This is a genomic window from Acinetobacter celticus (genome assembly GCF_001707755.1).
Taxonomy (GTDB): Bacteria; Pseudomonadota; Gammaproteobacteria; order Pseudomonadales; family Moraxellaceae; genus Acinetobacter; species Acinetobacter celticus.
Window position 1 is genome coordinate 379886 of sequence record NZ_MBDL01000010.1, and the last position, 23560, is coordinate 403445.

At 37.6% G+C, this 23560-nt stretch carries 22 protein-coding genes and 1 pseudogene; 7 read left to right on the top strand and 16 right to left on the bottom strand.

Annotated features, from left to right (window positions below; genetic code table 11):
- Nucleotides 1-324: 324 nt before the first annotated feature.
- Nucleotides 325-789, top strand: coding sequence for a MarR family winged helix-turn-helix transcriptional regulator (locus tag BBP83_RS10950; RefSeq protein WP_068888423.1), 465 nt, complete (start codon nucleotides 325-327; stop codon nucleotides 787-789).
- A gap of 12 nt (nucleotides 790-801) precedes the next feature.
- Here BBP83_RS10950 and BBP83_RS10955 read toward each other — a convergent pair whose 3' ends face one another.
- From BBP83_RS10955 to BBP83_RS10975, 5 genes are all read right to left on the bottom strand, one after another.
- A complete protein-coding gene (locus tag BBP83_RS10955) occupies nucleotides 802-1464 on the bottom strand; it encodes an SOS response-associated peptidase family protein (RefSeq protein WP_068888425.1) in 663 nt (220 codons plus the stop codon).
- 144 nt (nucleotides 1465-1608) lie between these two features.
- Complete coding sequence (locus BBP83_RS10960) at nucleotides 1609-2088, bottom strand: hypothetical protein (protein WP_068888427.1); 480 nt, start codon at nucleotides 2086-2088, stop codon at nucleotides 1609-1611.
- Nucleotides 2089-2168: 80 nt separating this feature from the next.
- A complete protein-coding gene (locus tag BBP83_RS10965; protein ID WP_068888429.1) occupies nucleotides 2169-4331 on the bottom strand; it encodes a malate synthase G in 2163 nt (720 codons plus the stop codon).
- Nucleotides 4332-4708: 377 nt separating this feature from the next.
- Nucleotides 4709-5854, bottom strand: a complete 1146-nt coding sequence (zapE, locus tag BBP83_RS10970) for a cell division protein ZapE (RefSeq protein ID WP_068888431.1) — start codon at nucleotides 5852-5854, stop codon at nucleotides 4709-4711.
- A gap of 85 nt (nucleotides 5855-5939) precedes the next feature.
- Complete coding sequence (locus tag BBP83_RS10975; RefSeq protein WP_068888432.1) at nucleotides 5940-6947, bottom strand: helix-turn-helix domain-containing protein; 1008 nt, start codon at nucleotides 6945-6947, stop codon at nucleotides 5940-5942.
- A gap of 156 nt (nucleotides 6948-7103) precedes the next feature.
- Between BBP83_RS10975 and BBP83_RS10980 the strand changes: the two genes are divergently transcribed.
- Together BBP83_RS10980 and BBP83_RS10985 are read left to right on the top strand one after the other, a co-directional pair.
- The gene (locus BBP83_RS10980) at nucleotides 7104-8615 is read left to right on the top strand and encodes a flavin-containing monooxygenase (protein ID WP_068888434.1); all 1512 of its coding nucleotides are present in this window, start codon (nucleotides 7104-7106) and stop codon (nucleotides 8613-8615) included.
- A 50-nt stretch (nucleotides 8616-8665) separates the two neighbouring features.
- The gene (locus tag BBP83_RS10985; RefSeq protein WP_068888436.1) at nucleotides 8666-9574 is read left to right on the top strand and encodes a LysO family transporter; all 909 of its coding nucleotides are present in this window, start codon (nucleotides 8666-8668) and stop codon (nucleotides 9572-9574) included.
- A gap of 133 nt (nucleotides 9575-9707) precedes the next feature.
- Here the strand turns inward: BBP83_RS10985 and pyrF are convergent, their stop codons facing one another.
- Nucleotides 9708-10388 carry an orotidine-5'-phosphate decarboxylase gene (pyrF, locus tag BBP83_RS10990; RefSeq protein WP_068888438.1) on the bottom strand — a complete coding sequence of 227 codons (681 nt, stop codon included), beginning with the start codon at nucleotides 10386-10388 and terminating at the stop codon, nucleotides 9708-9710.
- Nucleotides 10389-10994: 606 nt separating this feature from the next.
- Here pyrF and antA point away from each other — a divergent pair.
- The 4 genes and pseudogenes from antA (at nucleotide 10995) to BBP83_RS11005 (ending at nucleotide 14894) form a co-directional block, all read left to right on the top strand.
- Entirely contained in the window at nucleotides 10995-12404 is a 1410-nt protein-coding gene (gene antA / locus BBP83_RS10995) for an anthranilate 1,2-dioxygenase large subunit (RefSeq protein ID WP_068888611.1), read from the top strand.
- Between the two features lie 2 nt (nucleotides 12405-12406).
- Complete coding sequence (antB, locus tag BBP83_RS11000; protein ID WP_068888440.1) at nucleotides 12407-12898, top strand: anthranilate 1,2-dioxygenase small subunit; 492 nt, start codon at nucleotides 12407-12409, stop codon at nucleotides 12896-12898.
- A gap of 11 nt (nucleotides 12899-12909) precedes the next feature.
- Nucleotides 12910-13155 (top strand): annotated as a pseudogene (antC, locus tag BBP83_RS15525) (anthranilate 1,2-dioxygenase electron transfer component AntC); the annotation flags it as partial.
- 392 nt (nucleotides 13156-13547) lie between these two features.
- On the top strand, nucleotides 13548-14894 hold the full coding sequence (locus BBP83_RS11005) for an MFS transporter (RefSeq protein ID WP_068888442.1): 1347 nt from the start codon (nucleotides 13548-13550) through the stop codon (nucleotides 14892-14894).
- Between the two features lie 69 nt (nucleotides 14895-14963).
- Here the strand turns inward: BBP83_RS11005 and BBP83_RS11010 are convergent, their stop codons facing one another.
- From BBP83_RS11010 to BBP83_RS11055, 10 genes are all read right to left on the bottom strand, one after another.
- Complete coding sequence (locus tag BBP83_RS11010) at nucleotides 14964-15947, bottom strand: AraC family transcriptional regulator (RefSeq protein ID WP_068888444.1); 984 nt, start codon at nucleotides 15945-15947, stop codon at nucleotides 14964-14966.
- A 715-nt stretch (nucleotides 15948-16662) separates the two neighbouring features.
- Nucleotides 16663-17028 carry a lipopolysaccharide assembly protein LapA domain-containing protein gene (locus BBP83_RS11015; protein WP_068888445.1) on the bottom strand — a complete coding sequence of 122 codons (366 nt, stop codon included), beginning with the start codon at nucleotides 17026-17028 and terminating at the stop codon, nucleotides 16663-16665.
- 24 nt (nucleotides 17029-17052) lie between these two features.
- Nucleotides 17053-17355 carry an integration host factor subunit beta gene (locus BBP83_RS11020; protein ID WP_068888447.1) on the bottom strand — a complete coding sequence of 101 codons (303 nt, stop codon included), beginning with the start codon at nucleotides 17353-17355 and terminating at the stop codon, nucleotides 17053-17055.
- 163 nt (nucleotides 17356-17518) lie between these two features.
- Nucleotides 17519-19198, bottom strand: coding sequence for a 30S ribosomal protein S1 (gene rpsA / locus BBP83_RS11025; RefSeq protein WP_068888450.1), 1680 nt, complete (start codon nucleotides 19196-19198; stop codon nucleotides 17519-17521).
- A 107-nt stretch (nucleotides 19199-19305) separates the two neighbouring features.
- Nucleotides 19306-19992, bottom strand: a complete 687-nt coding sequence (cmk, locus tag BBP83_RS11030; protein WP_068888452.1) for a (d)CMP kinase — start codon at nucleotides 19990-19992, stop codon at nucleotides 19306-19308.
- Nucleotides 19993-20009: 17 nt separating this feature from the next.
- Nucleotides 20010-20441: an SRPBCC family protein gene (locus BBP83_RS11035; RefSeq protein ID WP_068888453.1), complete on the bottom strand. Its 432-nt coding sequence runs from the start codon at nucleotides 20439-20441 to the stop codon at nucleotides 20010-20012.
- Between the two features lie 57 nt (nucleotides 20442-20498).
- Nucleotides 20499-21023: a tRNA adenosine(34) deaminase TadA gene (gene tadA / locus BBP83_RS11040; protein ID WP_068888455.1), complete on the bottom strand. Its 525-nt coding sequence runs from the start codon at nucleotides 21021-21023 to the stop codon at nucleotides 20499-20501.
- A gap of 15 nt (nucleotides 21024-21038) precedes the next feature.
- Nucleotides 21039-22163, bottom strand: a complete 1125-nt coding sequence (locus BBP83_RS11045) for an enoyl-CoA hydratase/isomerase family protein (protein WP_068888456.1) — start codon at nucleotides 22161-22163, stop codon at nucleotides 21039-21041.
- On the bottom strand, nucleotides 22160-22873 hold the full coding sequence (ung, locus tag BBP83_RS11050; protein WP_068888458.1) for a uracil-DNA glycosylase: 714 nt from the start codon (nucleotides 22871-22873) through the stop codon (nucleotides 22160-22162). The genes BBP83_RS11045 and ung overlap by 4 nt, the downstream gene beginning before the upstream one ends.
- 45 nt (nucleotides 22874-22918) lie before the next feature.
- The gene (locus BBP83_RS11055) at nucleotides 22919-23515 is read right to left on the bottom strand and encodes a 6-pyruvoyl trahydropterin synthase family protein (protein WP_068888460.1); all 597 of its coding nucleotides are present in this window, start codon (nucleotides 23513-23515) and stop codon (nucleotides 22919-22921) included.
- Nucleotides 23516-23560 lie beyond the last annotated feature (45 nt).

A 23560-nucleotide genomic window follows, 5' to 3' on the forward strand; every position in this document is an offset into this window, starting at 1 on the left:
ATCACCAATTTGATCTGTACCCTCCAGTCATCTCACTAAATAATTCATCCTCTATCCGCGAAATCTCAACATATGATTCACATGTTAATGATGTAAAATGGCATACAAAATGTAATGAAAAGTATTGTTATAATTCATCAAGTTAAATATTGTTATCCCTGAGTGAAACTTTTCAATTATTAACAATCTGAAATGTCAAGAATGAAACAGATAAATAAGTTTCATTTCTCAACTTATATTTCATAAAAACTATTGATATTGAACCACTATTTTACATAAAATGTGAATCGTTATAATAAAATTACAAGAAAATCGGGAACTTTTATGACAAAGAAATATTCAAAATTTTTACCGGCAGGCGATAATTTTAGTCTAGAAAATTTTCCTTTTTACTGGGTTACACAAGTACATGCTCAATATGTATTAAATGTAGACCACGCTTTGAAAAAATATGGTGTCGATAATTCTAGACGACGTATTTTGCTTGCACTCAAGTCTAAGGCCAATGCCAGTGTTTCTGATTTATCAGAAATGGTGGTTTCTAAAATGTCGACAACCACTAAAATTATCTATCGCTTAAAAGATGAAGGATTAGTAGACACTTATTCATGTGAAGATGATGCTCGTATTACCCGAGTTATTTTGACTGAAAAGGGTCATTTAATGGCTCAAAAGATTAATGACCTAACCAATGTCGTCCTTGAACAATCTTTTGAAGGTCTTACGCCACTACAAATTGAAAAAACGATGGAAAGCTTAAAACATATCTTTAAAAATCTTTCTCGTTAATTTATAGCTAAATTATGAATCGAAAAAATTCAGTTGGGGACTAATTTTTTCGATTTTCATTTTAGGTACATAAGAGCATTCAAATTCCTCTACAGGAAAACCTTGCACAAAAGACTGTATATTCGGAGAATTCCAATTTAACCACTCCTGTAATCGCACCTGTGGAATCACAATAACTGAACGTTTTACTGCGCTAGGTTCATGAAATTCTTTCATCATGGCATGGTCTATTGCATTCATCGTCAGCATGGTTGCAGAGCGAATAAGATCATCGCCTTTTTTGCAAATTTCATATAAAGCAGCAATATAAAATGCATGACCATCTTTTCTACGTACGCCCCAACGTTGAGCTTTTCCATCGATATATTTCGACTCATAAAACTCTGAAACAGGTATTACACCAAATTTGCATTTATTTATAGCATTTTGAAAAGTCGGCTTTTGCATCAAAGTTTCATTACGCGCATTATAAGTTTTTAACGCGATTGACTTATCATTCAACCATTTGGCGATTAAACCAAAATGGACTTTGCGCCATTCCAAGCCTTGTACTGACTGAAAAAGTAAAGGACATTCATAATTTGGATAAACTTCATCTGGATATTCAAAAGGAATATCTACTAAGCCTAAATTTTGAAGCTGAGCAAGAGTCAGCGATTTAAAATTTGCACACATTTTTTAAATATTTTAAACCTCTATTGTCGCTACCCTACCTAAATCAGGCCATGATTGATCATGACCATTGCTTTACCTTTAGCACTATTGAGCTTAGAAGTAAGCTCTCTACCCCATTGATCAATAAAAAGCTTTTACTATATCTTATTGAAATGGACTGTTTATTTTCTGAATAGCGACATAAATACGCCAATACACCAAAAATGAAGAGAATACATCAACTGCCATACTGATCAAATTTTTAATATGTGCAAATTGAGCAGGATCAAAATAGTTCTCAAACTGATTAAAAATCAATAATATACAAATATATAAAACAACAATAAATGCTGTAACTTTCAGCATAATGGGTAAATAAAGTGCAATCAGACGGTTTAAAAAAGCATGTCCCTGCTCTCCACCATTGGCCTTAAAGATGGCATTGGTCCAACTGATAAGTAATCCTAAATTAATCAAAAATAGTGCTAAGCTAGTTTTTACATCTTCAGGTTCAATCTGACTAGCAGCAAAAATACCTAACAAGACAATAACGCCACTGGCCAGATAATAATTTTTAAATTCAGCCTGATTGACCTTATTTTGTTTTAAGTCATCAATCAGTTTATCTGTCCGCCATAAATACATGATTTTCACTCCATTTTAATGTTTTGATCATATACAAAAAAAGCCTCCGAAGAGGCTTTTTTGACTAGATAAGGTGAAGATTAATCACCTATATAACCTTTTAACTTTAAACGTGCTGCATGAAGCAATGGTTCTGTATAACCCGATGGTTGTTCACCACCTTTAAATACTAAGTCATACGCAGCTTGGTATGCATAACCATTAAATGTAGGTGCCATTGGCGTATAAAGTGGATCATTCGCATTTTGCTCATCCACAATTTTCGCCATACGTTGCATCACTTCTTCAACTTGCGCAGCGGTTACAATGCCGTGACGTAACCAGTTAGCAACGTGTTGAGAAGAAATACGTAATGTTGCTCGGTCTTCCATCAAACCAACGTTGTTAATGTCTGGAACTTTCGAACAACCTACACCCAAGTCAACCCAACGAACCACATAACCTAAAATACCTTGAAGGTTATTTTCTAGCTCTTTGGTTTTCTCTTCAGCTGTCCAGTTGGTATCTGTTGCTAAAGGTGGCGTTAACAAATCATCTAACGACAATGCTTCAGTTTCCAACAATTCTTGCTGACGTACAGAAACGTTACATTGATGGTAATGAATCGCGTGAATCACCGCACCAGATGGAGATGGAACCCATGCACAGCTTGCGCCTGCTTCTGGATGTTCAATTTTGGTTTTGTACATATCAGCAAGCATGTCTGGCTTCGGCCACATGCCTTTACCAATTTGTGCTTTACCACGTAAACCGGCTTGAAGACCAATCATGACATTGCGATTTTCGTACGCTGGGAACCAAATTTGAGATTTCACTTCGCCTTTGCGAACAAATGGACCCGCTTCCATAAAGGTATGGATTTCATCACCTGTACGGTCCATGAAGCCCGTATTGATGAAAATAGTACGGTCTTTTGCTTGAGCGATACAGTTTTTCAGGTTTACAGATGTACGACGTTCTTCATCCATAATACCAATTTTTAAGGTTTTTTCTGGTAAGCCAAGTGCTTGCTCAGAACGACCAAACAATTCAACTGCAAAGGCAACTTCTTCTGGGCCATGCATTTTTGGCTTCACGATATACATAGAACCTTTACGCGAATTCTGGTTTTCGTTTTCACCTTTAATGTCTGCAAAAGTTAACAATGGTGTAACCAATGCATCCATAATGCCTTCATAGATTTCAGCACCATCTACAAGGATCGCAGGGTTTGTCATCAAATGCCCCACGTTACGAAGAAGCATTAAAGAACGGCCGTGAAGCTTGGTTTCGCCACCAATTAAGTTTTTGTGCGTACGGTCTTTATTCAAAGTACGAGTTACAGTTTTACCGTTTTTCTCGATAGACTCTGATAACGTACCGCGCATTAAGCCTAACCAGTTACGGTAGCCTTCAACTTTCTCTTCTGCATCTACTGCTGCAATTGAGTCTTCTAAGTCTTGAATCGTGGTAAGCGCAGCTTCAAGAACAAGATCTTTTACACCTGCCGCGTCAGTTTTACCAATTGGGCTGTTTGCATCAATCTCAATAACAACGTGTAAGCCGTTATTTAACAGTACAATTTCAACAGGTGCAGATTCTTCACCATTAAAACCAACAAATTGAGCTTCTTTCGCTAAAGTCGTTGTTGAACCATCTTTTAGCGTTACAACTAATTTTTTGCCTTCAATCGCATATTTAGTTGCATCAGCATGTGAACCATTTGCCAATGGGAAAGTTTCATTTAAGAAATTTTTAGCAAATGCGATAACTTTGTCACCACGGACTGGGTTATAGCCTTTACCTTTTTCTGCACCACCTTCTTCTGAAATAACATCGAAGCCGTAAAGTGCATCATATAAAGAGCCCCAACGTGCATTGGCTGCGTTTAGGCAGTAACGTGCATTTCGTACAGGTACAACCAATTGCGAACCTGCCAATAATGCAATTTCTTCATCTACATTTTCAGTCGTAATTTGAAAATCTTCTACTTCTGGTAATAAGTAGCCAATTTCTTTAAGGAATGCTTTGTAAGCTTCGAGTTCAAATTTGTTGTTGCGGTGCCATTCATCAATTTTTGCTTGAATGTCATCACGCTTAGCCAATAGTGCTTTGTTCTTTGGGCTAAGATCGACAACGACTTGTTCAAAGTTTTTCCAGTAAGTTTCACTGTCCAAACCTGAACCTGGAAGTGCTTCATTTTCGATAAAATCGTAAAGTTCTTTAGCAATCGCTAACTTGCCTTTTTGAATACGTGCAGTCATTGTCTTTCCTGATATTGCTACTTTTTATAACAAGAGATTCCAGTATACCTATTTATACTTAGCTGAATAGCACTATCACATTACTAAATAACGATCATTTTTTATTAAACAAATACCCTCATAAGTTAATAAATTTAAAGATCAGAAATGCGACATCATCATCAACTTGAATGCTCTTCAATAGTGTATAAAGTTTTTGAAATGTCGAAATTAGACTTAAGTTCAGATTTTTGCTTTAAAAACATACAAAATATCTTCTTTTTGTCTTTCCAAGGCTCGATTAAGCCATGAAAAGTGTTAAATGTCGATAAATTAACCAGTCATTTTTACATAAAAAAAAGCGCCAAAAATTGGCGCTTTTCACTTAAACTTTTTTACTAATTAACACTTTCTATTGCATTAATATGTCGATGCGCCGCATGTAAATAATCATCCGACTGCATTTCCAATAAACGTGAACGCGTGCGTTCAATTTCAAAAGCTAATTTTTCACCTTGATACAAGTCAATAATTGAATCTTCAGAGGTTAAAATTAGTTTTACACCACGATCATAAAACTCATCGACTAAATAAATAAAACGGCGCGTTCCTTCTGATAAATAGTCAGTCATATGCGGTACATTACTGACCAAAACCGTATTATAAATATTGGCCATTTCAATAAAGTCGGCTGGGCTACGCGGTTTTAAACACAGTTCCGAATATTCGCACCACAACACATCTTCAGTATGACCAATCGTTTCAACAATACGCTTATTAATAATAATAGGTTCTTGTGACTGTCTTTGGGTCTGGGTTAAAGCGCTAAAACGCTGTGCCATCCAAATTTTATTTTCATGGGTTAATGGTGATTTAAACAGCTGTGCTTGTTTTAGTACGCGTAGACGATAATCGACACCTGCATCGACATTCAGTACCACACAATGCTTTTTCACCATTTCAATAGTCGGAATAAAACGATCACGATGAATGCCATTCTTGTACAAACCATCTGGTGCAATATTCGAGGTTGCAACCAAGGTCACGCCACGAGTAAATAATTTTTGAAATAATTCGCTTAGAATCATAGCATCCGTGACATTTGAGACAAAAAACTCATCAAAACAAATCACGACTGCTTCTTTATAAATTTGGTCTGCAACCAATTCTAATGGATTACGCTGACCAGAAAGTTTGTTTAGCTCACGATGCACATGTTGCATAAAATGATGAAAATGCATTCGTGTTTTACGACGAAATGGAACCGATTCATAGAACTGATCCATCAACCATGTTTTACCACGACCGACACCACCCCACATGTACACACCCTGTGGCGAAGTTTGACGACGGAAACGACGAAAGGCTTTTTTTGATGCCTTAAAACGTTGAATCAGTTCTTGCCAGACTCTATCCAGCTCATGCACTGCTTCAGCTTGTGCTTCATCTGGTAAAAACTGTCCAGATGCTAACGCTTGTGCGTAGCGCTCTGCAGGTGAAATTGGAGTAAAGGCAGTATTGTGCGGAGATTGAAAGTCTGACATATCATTTAATACTATTTTGGGCTACATAAAATTATAGCGAAGATTGAACCGTAATATATAACACTTTGGCATTAATAAACTTAGGCTATTTTGTATATTGACGCGGGCTTTGTCCAAACCAGCGTTTAAATGCATGGTTAAACGCGGCAGGCTCTGAATAACCGAGTAGTTCCGCAATCATCTCAATTGAATATTCGTTATATTCCATTAAACGCAATGCTTTATCCTTAATGATCTTTTCTCTAATCTGTTTATAGCTGGTGTTCAGTTGCTGTAACTGATGGCGTAAAGTACGTTCAGGGATATTCAGTGCTTGAGCCGTTTCAAACATCGTTGGCATTCCCCCTGTTTGCAGTTCTAAGTAATCTTGAACTCGCTGTACTAAAGATGGTGACTCTTCATCTTCCATTAAGCGATTGAGCTCGGCAATGCATTTAGACTCATATAATCTGAATGTCATTGGGTCAGCAGAAGGAATCTTAATGTCTAAAATCCCTTCATCGAACCAGAAAAATGCAAAATCTGATCCAAATTTAACCTGCGAACCATAATAATCATGATAAATCGCTAACTGAGCTGGGTCTTTAGGTTGTTTAAACGGTAGTTCAATGCGTACTTGTGGCGGTGCCAATCCCATCATTTTATATAAGTCTTGAATGAACTTATATGTTCCCGAAATTTCGCATTGCGCCAACAATAAACCTAATTCACTATGAATATTTTGAGGTCGATAACATAACGCCATTTTATGATCTGATATTTCCAGCCCCAAATGACCTGTTAAATGTGTCAATTGTTGAAAACGCATCCCCTGTTCTAACCCTGTTCGTATGGATTGGCTTGTAACCAATAACATCAGAAGCGGGCCATAACCTGCCAAAGCATAATGTTGTCCAATATATATTCCCTTTTCGGGCGCTATATCTTTTCCAATTACTTTAAGCACATCCCACTCTAAACTGGGATGAATCACAGAAGTTGGGTCTAATGCATCTATACGTAAGCCGATTTCTTGTAGTTTTGAATCTACATCTATTCCTGCTTTGCGCATTCCCTGCACCAAATACATCAAGCTCAGAATTGATCGCTTCATTACCACACCAACTCATAAATAGTTCTATCTTTTGTACTATAAAAACTCGGGCTTGAAAATTGCCGTTTTGATCAATTTTCCTGTCATACAAATCATAGTCTTCAAATAACAATGTGTTTTATGCTATGACGTATAAAGAAAACAAGAGCTTCAATTATGCATAATGCACAGCAACAAGAACAAACCATTCAGAAAACTCAAATTGCAATTATTGGTGGTGGTTTTGGCGGCATTGCTATGGCAATTCGTCTCTTACAAAACAATACTCAAGACTTTATTATTTTAGAAAAAGCCAATGACTTTGGCGGGACATGGCGTGAAAACCGTTACCCAGGTGCTGCTTGCGATGTGCAGTCGCATATGTATTCGCTGTCTTATGCACCCAAAACAGACTGGTCTAAACGCTACGCAGAAGCCTCTGAAATTTTTGATTATATTCAGGGACTCATCTCTGAACACCAGTTAAACCAATATGCAAAACTCCAATGTGAAGTCATTTCTGCTCAATATTTAGAAGATGAATGCTGCTGGAATCTGACCTTAAATGATCAAAGTACCTTAGTGGCACAATATGTCATTTTTGCATCTGGCCCTTTACACGTCCCACAAATTCCACATATTTCTGGGATAGAAAAATTTAAAGGCAAAGTTTTTCACTCTTCACAATGGGATCACGAATACGCCTTGCAAGGTAAAAAAGTGGCCTCAATTGGTACAGGTGGTAGTGCAATTCAATATATTCCAGAAATTGCACCTGAAGTAGAGCAACTTTACGTCTTTCAACGCACTGCAGCATGGGTCATTCCCCGAGATGAACGTTTATATAAAACCTTAGAAAAAAAGCTATTTGCTCAATTTGATTGGTTTAGAAAATTGCATCGTGCACGATTGTATTGGTCCAATGAATCACGTGTGGTGCCCATTGTGAAACCTGTCACCATGAAATATGCACAAAAACTTGCCGAGTTCTTTATTCGCTTTCAAGTGAAAGACAAAACTTTAGTTAAAAAATTAACGCCCAACTACATTATGGGCTGCAAGCGAATATTGGTTTCCAATAAGTATTTCCCAACCTTTAACCGTAAAAATGTCGAATTGGTATCCGAAGGAATTCTTGAATTAACCGCCGACAGTATTATGACCAAAGATGGTAAAGAGCGAAAAATTGATTGTTTAATTTATGGTACGGGCTTCATTACCGACCCACGCATTTACTTAAAATCTTTTAACTGCACAGGCTTAAACCATGTTGAACTAAAAGATGCATGGAAAAATGGCGCTGAAAGCTACTTTGGTATTACAACAAAAGGCTTTCCAAATTTATTTCAACTCTTGGGCCCAAATACGGTACTTGCACATAACTCGGTCATTTTCATGATTGAATCCCAAGTAGAATACATTCTACAAATGATCAATTTGGTTGAAAAAACCCATAGCCAAGCCATTGTGGTAAAAGACCAAGTGCAAGATCAGTTCAATCATGATGTACAAACCATGATGGATGGTACGGTTTGGCAATCCGGCTGTGTCAGTTGGTATCAACAAGACGGTGGTAAAAATTTTGCACTTTGGCCAACGTATACATGGAAATATTGGCTAAAAACCAAGAAACTCAATGCTGCAGACTATCTTCTTTTGTCTAAATCACATGGAAACCGTGCAGCGTAAATATTAAGTTGTCATAATAAGCGGGTGTTCTTCACCTGCTTATGTCATTTATGCAATCTCTTTGGTTGATTTTCCAACTTCTCTTTTGTCTTTTTCTTGGTTTTGTACTTGCACGCAAACTTCCGCAGAAATTAGAACAGCTCTGTTTTAAAGTTTTACCCTACTTTACTTATATTTTATTAATTGCAATTGCGATCGAATTTTCACAAACGCTGCATAATATTGCCAATCCTACACAAATCTTATCCAGTGCAATTGGCTTGGCTTTAGCAACCTCTTTGGGTGCATTTATCTGTTGCTATGCATTATTTAAAATGATTGGCTATCAGCCCTTACAAGGGAAAGTTTCAATCGACCTACTCACCAAGTCATTGCTTAATATTGGCTACGCTTTTTTTGCTTTAGCTGTGGGCTATGGGATTGCTGAATTTGCTAACACTTTCAACTTCAGTATGCGTGTCAGCACATGGAGTCTACTTTTAGTTTTTATGTTTTTAATTGGCTTAGATTTAGCTTATTCACCATTAGATCGTTCATGGTTGAACTGGAAAATTTTATTGGTTCCTCTTGCTTGTATTGTTGGTTCAATTTTAGGTGCTATCGCAATTTCATTGTTTATTGATGAAATTAGCCTGAAAGATTTAATCATGCTTTCACAAGGCTATGGTTTTTATTCAATGACCGGAATTGTCGTGACCGAATTAAAGAATGCTCATTTAGGCAGTATTGCCCTAATTAATGATTTATTCAGAGAAATTTTTGCAATTATTTTTATGTACTTAATTGGGTGGCGTTATCCACGCTCAGCTATTTCATCTGCAGGTGCAACAGCAATGGATGTAACCCTACCCATGGTGAAACAATCTTGTGGTAATGACTTTATCCCGCATGCGATGGTGAGCGGTTTTGTATTGTCTGTACTTGCACCAATTGTCGTCAGCATATTGGCAGCACTTTAATCCTTTGCTTTTTGGTTTCCCCTTATAAATGATATGATCTATCAAGGGAAAATGGCATGTAAAACAATGCGTTTTTTGGAACTAAAAATAATAAAAAGCCTTTCGAAAGAAAGGCTTTTTGATTTTGAAAAAATTACAGCGTTGCCAAAATATCTTTTAGCATTTGATTTGGGTTTTCAGCTTGCGTAATTGGTCGACCAATCACTAAATGCGTTGAGCCATCTAACATGGCTTGTTTAGGTGTGACAATGCGTTTTTGATCATCTGCATTCGAACCTTCAGGACGAATACCCGGTGTAACCAATGCAAATTCTGAACCTAAAGTTTCCCGTAGCATTTTTGCTTCTTGGGCTGAACAGACCACACCATCCAAACCACTCTCTTTGGTTAGCTTTGCAAGACGTTTCACCTGTTCAAAGGGTTCAACATCTAGACCAATATCGGCTAAATCTTCACGCCCCATAGACGTCAACACCGTAACTGCAATCAGTTGGGTGTTATAGTTACCAGCCTTTAAACGCTCAACACAAGTTTCCATCATTTTACGACCACCAGAAGCGTGGACATTGACCATCCATACGCCCATATCGGCAGCCGCACACACGGCTTGTGCCGTTGTATTTGGAATATCATGAAATTTTAGATCTAAAAAGACTTCAAAACCTTCGCCATGTAAAGCTTTAACAATTGATGAACCTTCGTGGGTAAATAATTCTTTACCGACTTTTACACGACATAATTCAGGGTCTAATTGCCCAGCAATCGCCATTGCGTCATCATGACTTTTTGCATCTAAAGCAACAATAATACTCATGAGGAGACCCTTCAAACTGACAAAATTATGGCATTATACGGATTAAGCTCAAGACGACCAAGACTAATTTTCTAAAATAATTCAAAATCCCAATTAAGTTTTTTATCCATCTATTTTTATAAATAAACCCCAATTTTGAGTCATTCGATGGATTCAATACGATCATTTTTTACTTTTAAACATGTGATTATTCCATAAATAAAATCTAAAACCCTTCTCATTTAGCAAGTGTTTATCCGAGTTTTACTCAAAGTTTTAACGCAAATACTAATGGCATTCTTTCTATCTAGTTTTAAACCTATAGCTGTATCTATTTCTGCCTATTCTTATAGTGAAAAATAAAAATTGATTCTGACCTTTACTTTATAAGCCTTGAAATGACTAATCAATTTATCAACCTAAGATAGGTTACTACCTGAATATTCATTAACTTTTCTGACCCACGACACACTAATCAACGAAACTATGAGTTTTGAATTAGCTCATTTTCCAACATATTCAAGTAAAAAACACTTATCGGATAAAGAAATGGAAAAAGTGGATAGAGCGAATCTTGCTTTCAGGCTTCAATCACCTTAGAGATGTTTGAATATGGAAAAAAGCCAAATGGAAATTCGCAACACTGCCGAGTGGCAAGATTTTATTCGCAATTGTTTAGATTTTCGTCCCGAAGACGGTGTGTATCGTATTGCACGTGAAATGTTTACAGAAACAGAATTATTTGATTTAGAAATGGAACACATCTTTGAAAAAGTGTGGATCTATGCATGTCATGAAAGCGAAATTCCAAATAAAAATGACTTTTTGACCGTACAAATCGGTCGTCAACCTATGATTATTAGCCGTGATGGTTCTGGTGAATTACATGCGCTGGTAAATGCTTGTCAGCATCGAGGTGCAACCTTAACACGTGTCGCTAAAGGCAATAAATCAACATTTACCTGTCCCTTCCATGCATGGTGCTATAAATCGGATGGTCGCTTGATTAAAGTCAAAGGCCCAAGTGAGTATTGTGAAGACTTCGATAAATCTACACGCAACTTAAAACAAGGACGTATCGAAAGCTATCGTGGGTTTGTTTTTGTCAGCCTAGACACACAAGCAACCGATACACTTGAAGATTTTTTAGGCGATGCTAAAGTTTTCCTAGACTTAATGGTTGATCAATCCCCTACTGGTGAATTAGAAGTTTTACAAGGCAAGTCAGCTTATACCTTCGCAGGTAACTGGAAACTCCAAGATGAAAATGGCCTAGACGGGTATCACGTCAGCACTGTGCATTATAACTATGTGTCAACAGTACAACATCGCCAGCAAGTCAACATTGCCAATGGCCTAGATATGGACACGCTTGATTATAGTAAATTAGGTGCAGGCGATGGTGACACCGATGATGGTTGGTTCAGCTTTAAAAATGGTCACAGCGTATTATTTAGCGATATGCCAAACCCAGCGGTACGTCCCGGTTACGATGTGGTTATGCCATATTTAGTCGAAAAATTTGGGGAAGATCGTGCGAAATGGGCAATGCACCGTTTACGTAATTTAAATCTTTATCCAAGCCTCTTCTTTATGGACCAAATCAGTTCGCAATTACGTATTGTACGCCCTGTGGCATGGAACAAAACTGAAGTGATTAGCCAATGTATTGGGGTAAAAGGTGAATCGGCTGAAGCTCGCCGTAACCGTATTCGCCAGTTTGAAGATTTCTTCAACGTGTCAGGTTTGGGTACACCAGATGATTTGGTTGAATTTAGAGAACAACAGAAAGGGTTCCAAGCACGTTTAGAACGTTGGAGTGATATCTCTCGTGGCCATCACAACTGGAATTATGGCTCAAGCAAAAATGCTGAAATCTTAGGAATTCAACCTGTTATTACAGGGCGCGAAATTACGCATGAAGGCTTATATGTCAACCAACATGGTCATTGGCAACAATTAATGCTCAAAGGCTTAAAGAAAGATGCACTCAAAATGCACGATATTACATTCCAAACTGAAACAGCGGAGGTTTAATCATGAGCATGGAACTCACTTTTGCAGTGTCTCAATTTTTAAACCAAAAATCAGAATATTGCGATAATTTTCAATGGAATAAATATTTAGAGCTGTATGACGAAGACAGTGAATATCATATCCCGCAGTGGATTGATGACCATACTTATGTCACCGATCCAAACCAAGGGATGTCTTATATTTATTATGAAGACCGTACTGGCCTAGAAGATCGCGTATTCCGCATTGAAACAGGCAAAGCTGCTTCGGCAACGCCTTTACCACGTACAGCTCACTTTATTAGTAATGTGCGTGTTAAAGAGCTTGATGGAGGACTAATTGAAGCCAAAGTGGTGTGGAAAACTTTATATAATCGTCAAGGATTAGAAGGCCAATTCTACGGTCATGCAACCTATACTTTACGTAAAACTGAAGACAGCTTCCGTATTCGTAAACAACATACCGTATTACTAAATGACAAAATTGATTCCGTTTTAGACTTCTATCATGTCTAAGAAGTAAAACAATGGCGCATTCAGTAGCACTTCATTTCGCAGATGTAAAAAATTTATCTCTGTTCAAGAAGGCCAATTACTGCTGAATGTGGCCATTTACCAAGGTATCCACCTTCCCTTAGGCTGTCTTGCTAAGGTGTTTATGGAAATGCCAAGGTAAATACGAAATGGGCATTGATGAACAAGAATATGTAGACGAAAAAGCCCTTAGCCCACGTGATTTAGCTGAATACAAAATGCTCGCTTATCAGTCTCGCTAAACATCAGCATCTATCTAAGATTGAACTCTTTTATGCTGTCACTAAAGAAATTGATTTGTGTGAGCTACAGCGTTTACAAGATAATTCCAATAAATTGCCAATTTTAAATATCACCCAGTTGTGAGCCAAGCCACTGAAACATGGACTGGGAAAACAGGATTTATCCAACAATACTGTTAGAGTTTGATACCTTTTAGACTCAATCAGAATGATAGAGTTACCTAACCTAAAACGTGACTCATTTTAAATCTTAGCAATATTCAGATCTTAAGGTTTTGAAATATTAATCGTTTTAGTTTTTATTTATGACACCTAAAAATTAAGCCGCAACAACAAGTAAAAGATATACCATTCAACACAATCGATTTTCAATTATTAAGGGAATAATTATGCAAACAGTCGATATCAATCATGTCATAGATCGTGACAAACTTTCGCCATTACAGTGGTTGGTGTTTTTTCTCGGATTTTTGGTCTTTTTCTGCGATGGATTAGATACAGGAATTATTGGTTTTGTTGCACCCGCCTTACTCGATGACTGGGGAATAACCAAACCACAACTCGCACCTGTACTGAGTGCAGCACTGGTCGGTATGTCTATTGGCGCCATTATTTCAGGGCCACTTGCAGATAAATTTGGTCGTAAAAAAGTAATTGTTGCAACTACCTTGCTGTTTGCCATTTTCACAATCATGTGTGGCCTTGCAACATCTACACAGGATCTGATGATTTATCGTTTTATTACGGGTATTGGTTTGGGCGCAGCGATGCCAAACATCAGTACAATCGTTTCAGAATATATGCCCATTAAACGTAGAGCCTTTCTGACAGGAATTGCAGGTTGTGGCTTTATGTTGGGAATTTCATGCGGTGGGATACTTTCTGCATTTCTTTTAGAAAGTTTCGGTTGGGCTAAAGTTATTATTATTGGCGGTGTGATCCCGATTATTTTAGCGGTATTTTTAATGCTAAAATTACCTGAATCGACCCAATACCTCGTCAAGAAAAATAAGACTCAACAAGCTCAAGGTATTTTAGAGAAAATTCAAGGTCATCCTTTTGCTGACAATGTCCAATTTAAATTAGCCACAGCAGAAGCAAATACAAGTGATGAAAGCCCAGTCAAACAAGTATTAGGTAAATACTTCTGGGGTTCAAGCATGTTATGGTTATGCTGTTTTATGAGCTTATTGGTATTTTATCTTCTAACCAGTTGGATGCCAACAATTCTCAAAACTGCTGGGTTTAGCACACAACAATTCAGTTTAATTGCTGCAATTTTCCCATTTGGTGGCGTGATTGGCGCAGTGATCATGGGTTGGTATATGGATAAGTTAAATCCTACAAATGTCATCAGATATGCTTATCTATTTGCATTTATCCTATTTATCATCACAGGTTTTGTCAGCTCAAACTTTATCTTATTTGGCATTAGCCTATTCTTAATTGGTGCATTATTGGTAGGTGCACAATCTTCACTTTTACCTTTATCTGCCTTATTTTACCCATCAACCTGTCGTGCTGTTGGCGTATCTTGGATGCACGGTATTGGTCGTGTTGGTGCTATCATCGGCGCGTTCTATGGTTCACTTATTTTTACGTTTGAACTCAGCCTCAGTGGTATTTTCTATATCCTAGCAATTCCAACCGTTATCTCATTTATTGCGCTAAGCATTAAAGTAATTTCTGAAAAATCTAAAGATAAACAAGAAATTAACACACAAGAATTGGCTTAATCCACACAGCGCTTGTCCTTTTTAAATAAAGAGGACAAGCGCTCATTTATACTATAAATGCCCCAAAAACTACTGAAATTTCGCCTTAGTTTCACTTGGGTTTTCGCCAAACTCCTCGCGATACTCTTGCGAAAATCGGCTTAAATGACTAAATCCCCAATCATATGCAACTTTTGAAATAGAAATATCTTGTTGCTGACCGCTACTCAAAATTTTATATACTTTCTGTAGACGATGCTTTTTTAAAAAGACCAGTGGACTCATTCCATAATAATACTGAAATTGATCATATAATTTACTTTTCGAAACCCCTGCCACCCGTAAAATCATTTCTATAGACAGCATTTCATGAGCATGATCAATCATAAATTTTTTAACATTACGAATAAAAAGTGGCACCTCTTGAGATGATAAATTTCGCAAAGCTTCTGAAAAATTATTTTCTTGTGAAAGTAACAATGCTTTAATCAAAAAATTTTCATAATCTTCAGAAAACATTCTTAAACCATAAAAATCTGTATATTGTGACTTAACTAACATGAAATTCTGAATGTTTGACCACCAAGCTCCAATCATTTGATCCAGAGCTAAGTCCATGTTGGGATTAAAAATAATACTTTCATGTACGGGATGATTCAGCAAATCAGAGAGCACCAACTGCATACTCTGCTCAGGAATAACGACCTGTAATTTTTTACAATCTTTATCAATAAATAAATCTTGAAAATCATTATTTGAAACAATTAAACCATTACTTTGGTCAGACTGATAATGTTCACCCCTAATATTTAAAGATTGTTTCCCATTCAAAGGCAAACTAATACTATAAGCTTTAAGCTGTGAAATATTAATTGCAACATTGGCACCATATTGAATACAACCAATGGTCATGTGCTTATTAGGCAAACGTAGACCATCATATTGAAAGTCCAAAGTATTGCGATATGTTGTTTCTAAACGATGATCGCCACAAATACTAGACATCAAATTTTGAGCAAAATCGGCTTGCTTTGTATTATGTTTTAAATCTGAGTGTTGGCTAAATGATTGCATCTTCCTTGTACCTCGTTGAGGTTTTACTCCAAGGTTGTACGTTTTAAAATATCCTTTTAAGTTGAACAACCCAATATCATTTTGGCGAATAACTGATAATTTAAAATTAGATTCTTGATAAAAATAGTCTACTTTATTAAAGCTGAAAACATAAGAAAAGTTAATAGCCTTTATTACATAAATTTATACTTTAAAAGTATAAATCAAAGACCATATCTCTGCTCTAGCATATAGAAATGTGTAAAATGTAACAGCTAGAATAGCCAAAGACACAAAGTAGCAATTAGATTCTCTTATGGTGATTTAAAATTCTCATTCAGCATCTTAAATATTGATTTTGGAATATGCCATAAAACCAATAGAAGCCATGTTAGAGCTTAAGCATAGCTGGAAGTTTGAAATATCATGACTGGAATTGATTTCATTAACCCAATGATTTCACGTTCAAAAAAATAAAAATAAAAAGATCAATGGATCGCATCGAATACATTGTATGACCTATAGGACTTTTTCACTGACCATTCCAGTTAATCTAAATACAAGCTAAAGAATTCTTCTTTACTCAAAAACTCTTTCTCAAATGAAAATGTACGCTTTTTATAGTTATCAACCTATTCAAACACAATAAAAAATGCCCTTGGCAATATGTCCAAAGGCATTTAAATTAAACTTGCTTCAATATTCTATAAGATAAAAATCTTATTTATATTGTGGCTTACAGCGGTGTAGATGGACGGTCATTAGGATTGATATCTAATACCGTTTTTTCATGTCTCGTATGTGCTGCAGCTTCAGCAGCTGCCAATTGTGCAGCTTGAATCTGTTCTTTACGTAGGTGTTCAATATCTTTACGCAAACGTTTAATTTCCCAATTGTTTTGGAATACACGAAAGACTTGTACTCCAATCAATAAACCCAGCACAATACCCAAAGCTAAAGTTAACAGTAATAGTAACCCTAAGCGCATTGCAGGAACTTGAGTAAATAGTAAATCTACAGACAATTCAGTTCCATTTTGCAAAACAAGGAACAACGAATAGCCAAACAAAACAATGAGTAAAACAACTAAAACGTAACGCATAAACACCTCGAATTGAATCTAAACTTATTCTGCTGTTTCGTTTACGGCATCACGCAATGCTTTACCTGGTTTAAAGTGAGGAACTGCTTTTGCAGCTACTTCTACAGATTTACCCGTTTTAGGATTACGGCCCACACGTGGTTCACGATGATGCAATGCAAAACTTCCAAAGCCACGAATTTCAATGCGATTATCTGTTGCTAGTGCTTCTATCATTTGATCAATCATGATCTTAACAGCTTCTTCAACCAGCGGTTCAGCTAAGTGCGGGTTTTTAAGAGAAATGCGTTCTATTAAGTCTGACTTATTAAGTGCTTCAGTAGTCATCTGCGACCTCTTTAATTATCAAGCTACTTGGAATCTATTTCCTGATAATAACCTGTTTAAATACAAAACGGTAGCGTAATAATGACTTACTACGCTACCGTTTACAGTAATTATGTAAAAAGTATTAAATAACTTACATTATCAATACAATTCAAACACTTACTTAGTGGTTCATTTGAGCTTTGATCAAATCACCAATGGTTTTAGGACCATTTTCTGTAGTTGCTGTAGCTGTCTTATTAAGGTTAGCTACTGCTTCTTTTTCTTCAGCTTCGTCTTTCGCTTTGATAGACAAGTTGATAGAACGTGATTTACGGTCAACGTTGATGATTTTAGCTTCAACTTCTTGACCAACTTCTAAGAATTTAGTTGCATCTTCAACGCGATCGCGGTTGATTTCAGATGCTTTCAAAGAAGCTTCTACTTCGTCAGCTAACTTAATAGTTGCGCCTTTAGCGTCAACTGCAGTTACTGTACCTTTAACCAACGCACCGCGTTCGTTAGTTGTTAAGTAGTCATTGAACGGGTCATTGTTCATTTGTTTGATACCAAGGCTGATACGGTTGCCTTCAGCATCTACAGACAAGATAACCGCTTCAACAGTGTCACCTTTCTTGTAACGACGGATAGCTTCTTCGCCTTGTTCGTTCCAAGAAATATCAGACAAGTGAACTAGGCCGTCAATACCGCCTGGTAAACCAATAAAGATACCGAAGTCAGTGATAGATTTAATCGTACCAGAAACTTTTTCACCTTTGTCGTGGTCTTTAGCAAACTCTTCCCATGGGTTAGCACGAGTTTGTTTGATACCCAAAGAAATACGACGACGTTCTTCATCAACTTCAAGAACCATAACATCAACTTCGTCACCAATCTGAACAACTTTAGATGGGTGGATGTTTTTGTTTGTGTGATCCATTTCTGAAACGTGTACTAAACCTTCAACGCCTTCAGCGATTTCAGCGAAACAACCATAATCAGTTAGGTTAGTTACGCGTGCTTTAACGATTGAACCTTTAGGGTAACGGTTCATGATCGCTAACCATGGATCTTCGCCTAATTGCTTAAGGCCTAAAGATACGCGGTTACGTTCTTTGTCAAATTTAAGTACTTTAACAGTAACTTCTTGACCAACTTCAACAACTTCTGAAGGGTGCTTGATGCGTTTCCAAGCCATATCAGTGATGTGAAGAAGACCATCAATACCGCCAAGGTCAACGAATGCGCCGTAGTCAGTAAGGTTTTTAATTGTACCAGTAACTGTTTGGCCTTCTTCAAGCTGAGCAAGAAGAGCTTCACGGTCAGCTGAAGATTCAGCTTCCATTACGGCACGACGAGAAACAACAACGTTGTTACGTTTAGCGTCAAGTTTGATTACTTTAAATTCTAACTCTTTGCCTTCTAAGTGAGTAGTATCACGAATAGGACGAGTATCAACTAAAGAACCAGGAAGGAACGCACGTACTGGACCGATGTCAACTGTGAAACCGCCTTTAACTTTACCAGAGATAACACCAGTAACGATTTCGCCGTCTTCAAAGATTTTTTCAAGTTTAGTCCAAGTTTCAGCGCGTTTAGCTTTTTCGCGTGAAAGAACTGTTTGACCCATACCGTTGTCAAGAGCTTCAACAACAACGTCTACAGTGTCGCCAACTTGAACTTCAAGTTCACGTTGTTCATTTAAGAATTCAGCGCGGTCAACAATACCTTCTGATTTAAGGCCAGTGTCAACTGTTACCCAATCAGAGTCGATGCTTACTACAACGCCTTGGATGACAGCACCCTTTTCAACGTTGAGGTTTAATTCGCTTGCTTCAAAGAGGGCTGCAAAAGATTCGGTCATGATATACCTGATAAAGTCAGCGGTCTTGGATCAGACAAGGCCGGTTTAATAAAGCTTCCACATAGTCCGTAATAAACTGATCTAGCTATGCTTTGGCTGAAAATTCTTTAATTGACTAATAATTGCTTATCAACAAAATTTGTCATCAACTTAAATACTTCATCAATACTCAGTTCTGAACTATCGATGATATAAGCATCTGTTGCTGGCTTGAGCGGAGCGATTGCGCGCTCCATATCTCTTTTGTCTCGAGCTTCAATATTAGCTAAAATATCGTTTATTTTAACATCTAGACCCATACCCTGCAACTGATTTACACGACGCTGTGCCCGCGATTGTGCAGATGCAGTTAAATAAATCTTGGCTTGGGCCTCTGGAAAAATAGCAGTCGCCATATCACGACCATCCGCTACTAGACCTGGCGCTTGGGCAAATGCATGCTGACGCGCCAATAAGGCCGCCCTAAGTTCAGGAATTACCGCTACTTTTGATGCAAACTCACCCACGTGTTCTGTTCGAATGGTTTGAGTAACATCTTCTCCATCCAATAAAACTTGAATACCAGCGCCCGTTGTAACAAATTTGATGTCTAAATTTGTTGCAATTTCGGCGCACTTTGTCAATTCTGAATCAAGTTTTTCCAGTAAATCCTGATTATGCAATGACAGCCCCAGTAAACGATATAACGCACCAGAATCTAATAAATGATATTGATAATGCGCCGCCAGTTTAGCTGCTAGTGTGCCTTTACCTGAACCGCTCGGCCCATCAATTGTAATAATATTTACTGTCATTGCTCTTCCGCCACTACCTATACAGTTTTTGCGAGTTTGGAAAACCCAAGTTTAATCGCAGATTTTAACTGTGCAAGTACTAATTTACTGACAAATGGTGCACGTGCTTGAAATTCAATGGTATATGTCACTAATGTCTTATTTTCATCCACAGGTTGAAATTCAATAATACCCAAATGGTGCTTAACCAATGGATTATTGATAATTTTGTATTCAATGCGCTGATTGGGTGTAAGTAATGTGATTTCTTCTTGTAAGGGCTTAATGAAGCCTAAACCTAAACGTCGAACTGACCCCACACCATCTGGGCGCTCTGGGTCTGTCGAATCTTTAACTCGTACCACTTGAATAGGTGCGAATGCAATATTATAAGTTGCATGTTTTGATAGTAATTCAAAAACTGTTTCAACAGGTGCATTAAATTCTTTTTTAATTTGTATGGCGTTCATGACGCTTTATCCTTAAAATATTTGACAATTTATATTGTCATTAAATTTTACCTTATTTTATTCTAATTTTTCTTTACCAATCGCTTTTTCCAGTAATTTTAGTTGTTTTTTTTGTTCACGTCGCAGTTTAAAAAAAGCACTTAGCTGTTGGGAACATTGCTCCTGCAAACAGCCTAGCTCAAATTCGAAGGTATGATTGTAATAACCACTTTGTAGGAGTTGTCTGGCACTCACTAATGAACCTGCTTTCGGTTCAACCGCACCAAAAACCACACGCTTAATTCGTGCATGAATTAACGCCCCAACACACATTGTGCAAGGTTCTAAGGTGACATACAGTGTAGCATCATCAGGAAGACGGTAATTTTCTAAGACTTGACAAGCTTGACGGATGGCTTGTACTTCAGCATGTGCAGTCGGGTCGTTTAAGCTAATCGGAGCATTAAATCCTGCACCAATTATCTGATTATTACTGACAATAATAGCACCAACAGGAATCTCCCCTATCAATGCAGCCGATGCAGCTTGCTCGTAAGCCTGCTGCATCCAATATTCATCACTAAATGGTATTTCTACAGTCATGTATTCACAATAAAGTTAATCAATAATACCGTATTGTTTTAACAATACATTCCAACTGTCAATATTGGTCACTGGCGGATCATTAGCCAAAATACCTTTTAAAGAAAGATCTGTACCAATTTTCCATTCAGGAGATAAATCTTTATCGACCAAACGCGCACGCACGCCTTCGACAAAATCTGCATGACGGATTTTCCAGTTTGAAATTTGCGTTTCGAGTTCAAAAACTTCATTCCAAGAATGAACTTTTTTGCCCCACTGCCACAATAACCATGTCAGCGCTGCTGTTGCTGGCGAGCCTTTTTGCAAATTTTCACTCGCTTGACGCAACCAATCACTACGTGCATCACTTAAGCCAATAATTGATTCGTAATCTTGCTCAAAGTTAACACCGCGACAAACACTTTGAATAACATCTAAAGAGTTTTGCAACGGGCCAGGCCCTACTGGGCGGTGCATACTGTTAAGAGTGTCATCAATTGCGCGGAAATCTCCCGCAGGATAATGTTCCCAATCAATATTAATGACTTTACTTAACACGGTATCACGCTGTGCATCACAAATATGCGTTGCCCAACCAATACCATAAGCACCTGCCGCGGTCATAATTGAACCGGTCAACCCAGTAAATAAGCCAATTGCGCCACGGTCGGCCAAAAAGCGCGTTGCCCCAACATCAGGATATAAACCAATATTAATTTCTGGCATGGCCAAACGTGAATATGGGGTCACCAAACGAAATGGCGCAGCCATAAACAAACCAAGACCACCGCCCATCACATAACCTTCGCCCCACACTAATACTGGTTTTGCATAGTTATGTAGCAATAAGTCGAGTGCATATTCTTGTTCAAAAAATTTATTGGCTGTTTCAACTTCATCATTAATGACCAGTTGGCGTAGTTTACGAACGTCGCCACCTGCACAAAATGCTTTTGGTGTTGTCGAATCTAGCCAAATGGCTTTTACACTGTCATCGGCATGAAAGTCTAGAAAGACCTCTAAAAGCGCAGTAACAATAGATTCATCCAGTGCATGTAAAGATTTTGGACGGTTCAGGCGAACAATGCGCCAACCATTTTTTGCTTCTTCTACAATCAAATCAGGATGATAGTGTTTAGAAATAGGAGAGTTTGTCATGCGTCCAGCTGCCAATCTATAGGCTCAATGCCATGTTGTTTAAGATAATTATTCGATTTTGAAAATGCCTTACAACCAAAAAAACCGCCACGGTTTGCGGCCAATGGTGAAGGATGTGCCGCTTTTAGCACCAAGTGCTTGGTTTCATCAATCCGCTTCCCTTTGCGCTGGGCATATGCCCCCCAAAGGATAAAGACAATATGCTGGCACTGCTCACTTAATACATCAATAACATGATCTGTGAAATCTTCCCAGCCTTGTTTTTGATGTGAAGTCGGTTGTCCTGCTTCCACAGTTAAAACTGCATTTAACAGCAATACACCTTGTTCAGCCCAGTGTGTTAAATTTCCATGTTTAGGAATTTCAACACCTAGATCGCTTTTTAACTCGTGAAAAATATTACGCAAAGATGGTGGTATTGCAACCCCCTTCTGCACTGAAAAACTTAAACCATGGGCTTGATTCGGCCCATGGTAAGGGTCTTGCCCTAAAATAACCACTTTTACATTGGCTATAGGTGTCGTGTTTAATGCATTAAAGATTAATGAACTTGGCGGATAAATCACTTTATTAGCGTTTTTTTCCTGAACAAGAAAGTCTTTTAATTGATCCATTTTTGGGCTAAGTAAAAAATCACTTAAACCATATTTCCAACTTGCATCTAACTGAACTTTTTCAAGTTGAGTCAGTTGCTGTTCCGTTAAAGACATACTTGCTTCCTAATTCCTTTTCTAGCTTAAAATTTCAATGCCACATTAAAGTTTAACTTGTAAATCTACGCTTGGATTTTGAAATTTCAATCCTTGCTTCAATTTTTCAAACATTTCAGGGTCTGTCCATTCAGAAACAACTTGTTCTGAGAATTCAATTTGGGTTAAATCTAAAAGCCCCATTTGCACATTTTCAATATCTTCTGCAAAGCTTTGTGCATAGCCTGTGTCAGTTTCATGCACAATAACAGAATAAACTTCGACATCACCTTCGCCATTTTGTGTTTCAGTCGATGTCAACACTTGCTGTGCCAAATAAAAAAAGATGCGTGAAAACTGTTCTGCTGAAGGAGAGACAGGTAACGATACCCAGCGCGCACTAAATGTTTTGCAAGCCTGAATATATTCAGCATTATCTTGCTGCCAAAAACATATTGCATGATCAAAACTATCAAACAAGTCTTTAATGACGCCTTTGAGCAACCCAAAATCGTATACCATTTGACCGTGATCTAATTTTGAAGCTTTCAGCAATAACTCAACTTTATAGCTGTGCCCATGAATCGAACGCTTACAGCGATCCGACGTGCAATTACGCACAATATGAGCATTTTCAAACTTAAATAACTTACGAATTAACATATGCGGTAATTCAATCAAAATCAGTGAATTTGTCCAGATTATAAA